Genomic DNA, 6,067 nt, shown 5'->3' with positions numbered 1-6,067 from the left:
CCGCCGAGGCGCCCGCCGCCGAGGCCCCCGCGGTCGACGCGCCGGCCGACGAGGCCTGAGCTCACCGCACGTCCGCAGACAGCTCCATCGACAAGAACGGACACCACTGATGGCGAACTACTCGCTCCAGGACATCAAGGACCTGCGCGAGAAGACCGGCGCCGGCATGCTCGACGTCAAGAAGGCGCTCGAGGAGGCGGAGGGCGACGCCGAGAAGGCGCTCGAGATCATCCGCGTCAAGGGCCTCAAGGGCGTCGGCAAGCGTGAGGGTCGCTCCGCCTCGGACGGCCTGGTCGCCGCGCACGTCGGCCCCACGGCCGACGGCGAGGGTCAGACCGGCGTGCTGGTCGAGGTCAACTCCGAGACGGACTTCGTGGCGAAGAGCCAGCCGTTCATCTCGCTCGCGGAGCGCGTGCTGGCCGCTGCGGTCGCCACGGGCGCCCGTGACGCGGACGCGCTGACGTCGGCCGAGTTCGAGGGCACGACCGTCCAGAACATCGTCGACGAGACCGCGGCCACGCTCGGCGAGCGCATCGTCGTGCGTCGTCTGGCCCGCGTGGCCGGCGAGCACGTCGAGGTCTACCTGCACAAGGTCAGCAAGGACCTGCCCCCGCAGGTCGGCGTGCTCGTGGCGACGGACGCGGCGGGTGCCTCGGTGGCGCGCGACATCGCGACGCACATCGCGGCCTACTCGCCGCAGTTCCTCTCGCGCGACGAGGTCCCCGCGGACACCGTCGAGAGCGAGCGGAAGATCGCCGAGGAGACGGCGCGCAACGAGGGCAAGCCCGAGGGTGCGCTCCCGAAGATCGTCGAGGGTCGTCTGAACGGGTTCTTCAAGGAGAACGTGCTGCTCGACCAGCCGTTCGCCAAGGACCCGAAGAAGTCGGTCGGCCAGGTGCTCACGGAGGCCGGCGGCACGCTGTCGGCGTTCGTGCGCTTCCGCGTGGGAGCCTGATCCCACCACCCGTACGGTGGCCCCGGCCCATGGCCGGGGCCACCGGCGTACGCAGGACGTTGCCGACCGCCCAGGAGGCGTAGTGAGCCCGGACCCCACGACCGATCCGACCCGCGTGGTCCCCGCTCGGCGGGTCCTGCTCAAGCTCTCCGGCGAGGCGTTCGGCGGTGGCGCCGTCGGCCTCGCGGTCGACGTGATCCGTCGGGTCGCCGAGGAGATCGCGGTGGCGGTGCGCAGCGGGGTCGAGGTCGCGATCGTCGTCGGCGGCGGCAACTTCTTCCGCGGCGCCGAGCTCGCGGACAGCGGCATGGACCGCGCACGCGCGGACTACATGGGCATGCTGGGCACCGTCATGAACTGCCTCGCGCTGCAGGACCTGCTCGAGCAGGCCGGCGTCAGCACCCGCGTGCAGACCGCCATCACGATGGGTCAGGTCGCCGAGCCGTACATCCCGCTGCGGGCGATCCGGCACCTGGAGAAGGGCCGCGTCGTCATCTTCGGCGCAGGGGCCGGCATGCCGTACTTCTCGACCGACACCGTCTGCGTGCAGCGCGCCCTGGAGACGCACTGCCAGGAGGTGCTGATGGGCAAGAACGGCGTGGACGGCGTGTACAGCGCGGACCCGCGCCGCGACCCGGACGCGCGTCGCCTCGACCGGCTCACCTACACCGACGCGATCGTCGGCGACCTCGGCGTCATGGACCAGACGGCGTTGTCGCTGGCCCGCGACAACGACGTCCCGATGCAGGTCTTCGGACTCGAGGGCGCGGGAAACGTCACGCGCGTCCTGCAGGGTGAGAAGATCGGCACGATCGTCACCGCGAGCTGAGCCGGCCCGAGCAGTGCCGGGGCGCGAGCGCCACCAGGACGCCGCAGCCTCGCAGCTCCGCCCGACGGACGCGAGCCCGACCACGCACCACCAGGCAGTTCGACACCCGGACGCCACCCACGACACGCAGAGCAAGGAGCACCGGTGATCGACGAGACGCTCTTCGAAGCCGAGGAGAAGATGGACAAGGCGATCGAGGTCGCCAAGGACGACTTCGGCACCATCCGTACCGGCCGCGCCAACGCCGCGATGTTCTCCAAGATCTTCGTCGACTACTACGGCGCCCCGACGCCGCTGCAGCAGCTGGCGTCGTTCAACGTCACCGAGGCGCGCACGATCCTGGTCTCGCCGTTCGACAAGTCGTCGACCACCGCGGTGGAGAAGGCGCTGCGCGACTCGGACCTGGGCGTGAACCCGACGAACGACGGCAACGTCATCCGCGTCGTGCTGCCCGCCCTCACGGAGGAGCGACGCCGGGACTTCGTCAAGCTCGCGAAGCACAAGGCCGAGGACGCCCGCATCGCGGTGCGCTCGATCCGTCGCCGCGCCAAGGAGGAGCTCGACCGCATCGTCAAGGACGGTGAGGCCGGCGAGGACGAGGTCGCCCGCGCGGAGAAGGAGCTCGAGTCGCTCACGAAGAAGCACGTCGACCAGATCGACCACCTCCTCGTGGCCAAAGAGGCAGAGCTCCTCGAGGTCTGATGACTCAGCTCGCTGCCCCCAGCAAGACGCGACCGGGACGCGACCTCCCGGTCGCGATCACGGTCGGCCTCGGCCTGCTCGCGGCCGTGGTCGCGGCGCTGTTCATCCGCAAGGAGGCGTTCGTCGTCCTGGCGGTCCTGGCGGTGTGCGCCGGCCTCTGGGAGCTGGCGCAGGCGTTCACGCGCCGCTCGATCCACCTTCCCCTGCTGCCGCTCCTCGTCGGGGCGGTCGGCATCCTGGTCTCGGCCTACACGGCCGGGGCTGAAGCGCTCTTCGTCTCGTTCATGCTCACGGTCGGCGGCGTCATGGTGTGGCGCGTGCTCGACGGGAGCGGTGACCGCGCGCTGCGCGACATCGTCGGCGGTGCGTTCGCGGCCGCCTATCTGCCGTTCCTCGCGGGCTTCGTGATGCTCATGCTCGCCGAGCCGGACGGCCCGGCGCGCGTGATGGTGTTCGTGCTGCTCGTCGTCGCGAGCGACACGGGTGGCTTCGCGGTCGGCGTGCTGCTCGGGCGCCACCCGCTCGCGCCGTCGGTCAGCCCCAAGAAGTCGTGGGAGGGCCTGGCCGGGTCCGTCGTGCTCGCGTGCGTCGTGGGAGTCGTGAGCGTCCAGGTGGCGTTCGACGGCGAGCCGCTCGTGGGGGTCTTCCTCGGGCTCGCGACCGTCGTCAGCGCGACGCTCGGCGACCTCGCGGAGTCCATGCTCAAGCGCGACCTCGAGCTCAAGGACATGGGCCGGCTCGTCCCGGGCCACGGCGGTGTCCTCGACCGGCTCGACTCGCTGCTGCTCACGGCGCCTGCCGTCTATCTCATCCTCGCGCTGCTCCAGCCCGCGCCTCTCGCGTTCTGAGCACGCCCCCAAGGAGCTCTCGTGCCTGCCACCCCCGTCCGACTGGACCTGTCCTCTCCCGTGCGCGGTCCGCGCGGCAAGCCGCCGCGGCACTTCGTCGACCTGACCCCCGACGAGCGAGTCGCAGCGGTCACGGAGCTGGGGGAGAAGCCGTTCCGGGCCAAGCAGCTCGCGACGCACTACTTCACGCACCTGACGGCGGATCCCGCGGCGATGACCGACCTGCCGGCGGCGAGCCGCGACAAGCTCGTCGAGGCGCTGTTCCCCCGCCTGCTGACGAACGTCCGCACGCAGACCGCGGACGGCGGCACGACCGTCAAGACGCTGTGGCACCTCTTCGACAACGCCAAGGTCGAGTCGGTGCTGATGCGCTACTCGAACCGCACGACGCTGTGCATCTCGAGCCAGGCCGGCTGCGGTCTCGCGTGCGCGTTCTGCGCCACGGGCCAGATGGGCCTCACGCGCAACCTGTCGACCGCGGAGATCGTCGAGCAGGTGCGCGAGGCGGCGCGTGCGCTCCAGGCCGGTGAGGTCCCGGGCGGTCCGACGCGCCTGTCGAACGTCGTCTTCATGGGGATGGGCGAGCCGCTCGCGAACTACAAGGCGATCATGGCCACGGTCCGCACGCTCGTCGCCCCCGACGGTCTCGGCCTGTCCGCGCGCAACGTCACGGTCTCGACGGTCGGCATGGTCCCGGCGATGCGCAAGCTTGCCGACGAGGGCATCCCGGTGACGCTCGCGCTGTCGCTGCACGCCCCGGACGACGAGCTGCGCAGCGAGCTCGTGCCCGTCAACACGCGCTGGGACGTCGACGAGGCGCTCGACGCCGCGCACCACTACTTCGAGGTCACCGGTCGCCGCGTGTCGATCGAGTACGCCCTGATCAAGGACATCAACGACCACGCGTGGCGCGCGGACCTGCTGGGCGAGAAGCTCAACGCGCGCGGCAAGGGCTGGGTGCACTGCAACCCGATCCCGCTCAACCCGGTGCCCAACTCCAAGTGGACGGCGAGCGATCCCCGGGTCGAGCAGGAGTTCGTGGCACGCTTGCGTGCGCACGGGATCCCGACGACGATCCGGGACACCCGCGGCAGCGACATCGACGGTGCGTGCGGCCAGCTCGCCGCGGAGGAGGACGAGTGAGCGACGGGATGTTCCGAACGGTGTCCGGTCTGCGTTCGGGCTACGACCCGGCCGAGGTGGACGAGTTCTTCGAGCACGCACGCTCGCTCTACGAGAAGGGTCCGGCGGCCGCTCTCGCGGCCAAGGACGTGCGGCGGGTCGGGTTCGAGGTCGTCCGTGGCGGGTACGCGACGGCGGCCGTCGACGCGGCGCTCGACCGCCTGGAGTCGGCGTTCGTGGCGCGTGCGCGGGCCGAGTACGTCGCGCAGCACGGTCAGCAGGGGTGGATGGCGCAGCTCGGCGAGCAGGCGCGCACGTTGTACGGGCGCCTCGGTCGGCCTGACGGGGATCGCTTCGCGCCGCCCGAGGGCCGCGAGCAGGGCTACGAGCCCGCGGACGTCGACGCGCTGTGCCACCGCCTCGTCGCCTACTTCGACAAGGGTGCGCCCCTCACGTCGGGCGAGATCCGTTCGGCCACGTTCCGACGCCGCAAGGGCCGCAGCGCATACGGCGAGCCCGCGGTGGACGCCTTCCTCGCGCGCGCCGTCGAGGTGCTGCTCGGCGTCGAGTGACCACCTCGATGACGACGACGGGCGACGGCCCCCGGCGCGTGGTCCTGCTCGGCTCCACGGGGTCGATCGGCACGCAGGCGCTCGACGTGCTCGCGCGGCACCCGGAGGCGTTCGAGGTCGTCGGCCTGGCCGCCGGCGGGGGCGACCCGGTGCTGCTCGCGACCCAGGCGGTCGCATCCGGCGCGCGGACGGTCGCGGTGGCCGACGAGAGAGCGGTGCACGCGGTCCGTGCAGCGCTCGACGCGGCCGGCGCCGGTGCCGTCGAGGTGCTCGCCGGTCCGGACGCCACGACCGAGCTCGCGGGGGTCGGCGCCGACGTCGTGCTGAACGGCATCACCGGGTCGGTCGGCCTGCGGCCGACGCTCGCGGCGCTGCGGGCCGGCAGCACGCTCGCCCTCGCGAACAAGGAGTCCCTCGTCGTCGGCGGTGCCCTCGTGCACGAGGCCGCGGTCCGTCCCGACCAGATCGTGCCCGTCGACTCCGAGCACTCGGCGATCGCGCAGGCGCTGCGGTCGGGCGCGTCGCGTGAGGTCGCGCGGCTCGTGCTGACGGCGTCGGGCGGGCCGTTCCGCGGCTGGGCGACCGACGACGTGAAGACGGTGACCCCGCAACAGGCTCTCGCGCACCCCACGTGGGCGATGGGACCCGTGGTCACGGTGAACTCCGCCACGCTGATGAACAAGGGACTCGAGCTCATCGAGGCCCACCTGCTGTTCGGCGTCCCCGCGGACCGGATCGACGTCGTCGTGCACCCGCAGTCGGTCGTGCACTCGATGGTCCAGTTCGTCGACGGCTCGACCATCGCGCAGGCGTCGCCGCCCGACATGCGGCTCCCGATCGCGCTCGGCCTGTCCTGGCCCGACCGGCTCGACGACGTGGCCGCCGCGTGCGACTGGACCAGCCCGACGGCCTGGACGTTCGAGCCTCTCGACGAGGAGACGTTCGGCGCGGTCCGGCTGGCGCGGAGGGCAGTCGCGGCGTCCGCGACGCACCCGGCGGTGTACAACGCGGCCAACGAGCAGTGCGTCACGGCGTTCCT

At 71.8% G+C, this 6,067-nt stretch carries 7 protein-coding genes; all 7 read left to right on the top strand.

Features of this window, described 5'->3' with window-relative positions; translation table 11 throughout:
• Positions 1 to 109: 109 nt before the first annotated feature.
• Positions 110 to 955, top strand: coding sequence for a translation elongation factor Ts (gene tsf / locus CWIS_RS05790; protein WP_048342311.1), 846 nt, complete (start codon positions 110 to 112; stop codon positions 953 to 955).
• 82 nt (positions 956 to 1,037) lie between these two features.
• Positions 1,038 to 1,784 (top strand): UMP kinase, encoded by a 747-nt coding sequence (pyrH, locus tag CWIS_RS05785; RefSeq protein WP_048342310.1) that lies wholly within the window; start codon positions 1,038 to 1,040, stop codon positions 1,782 to 1,784.
• Positions 1,785 to 1,928: 144 nt separating this feature from the next.
• Positions 1,929 to 2,486, top strand: a complete 558-nt coding sequence (gene frr, locus CWIS_RS05780; protein WP_048342309.1) for a ribosome recycling factor — start codon at positions 1,929 to 1,931, stop codon at positions 2,484 to 2,486.
• Positions 2,486 to 3,334 carry a phosphatidate cytidylyltransferase gene (locus tag CWIS_RS05775; RefSeq protein WP_048342308.1) on the top strand — a complete coding sequence of 283 codons (849 nt, stop codon included), beginning with the start codon at positions 2,486 to 2,488 and terminating at the stop codon, positions 3,332 to 3,334. Before frr ends, CWIS_RS05775 begins: the two co-directional genes overlap by 1 nt.
• Before the next feature lie 21 nt (positions 3,335 to 3,355).
• Positions 3,356 to 4,477, top strand: coding sequence for a 23S rRNA (adenine(2503)-C(2))-methyltransferase RlmN (gene rlmN, locus CWIS_RS05770; protein WP_048342307.1), 1,122 nt, complete (start codon positions 3,356 to 3,358; stop codon positions 4,475 to 4,477).
• Entirely contained in the window at positions 4,474 to 5,028 is a 555-nt protein-coding gene (locus tag CWIS_RS05765) for a DivIVA domain-containing protein (RefSeq protein WP_048342306.1), read from the top strand. The genes rlmN and CWIS_RS05765 overlap by 4 nt, the downstream gene beginning before the upstream one ends.
• Before the next feature lie 8 nt (positions 5,029 to 5,036).
• On the top strand, positions 5,037 to 6,067 hold a 1,031-nt coding region (gene dxr, locus CWIS_RS05760), incomplete at its 3' end, for a 1-deoxy-D-xylulose-5-phosphate reductoisomerase (RefSeq protein WP_048342312.1).

Source organism: Cellulomonas sp. A375-1, from assembly GCF_001040865.1.
Taxonomy (GTDB): domain Bacteria; phylum Actinomycetota; class Actinomycetes; order Actinomycetales; family Cellulomonadaceae; genus Cellulomonas; species Cellulomonas gelida.
The sequence above is the reverse complement of the archived record's forward strand: the minus strand, read 5'-3'. Positions and strand labels throughout refer to the sequence as shown.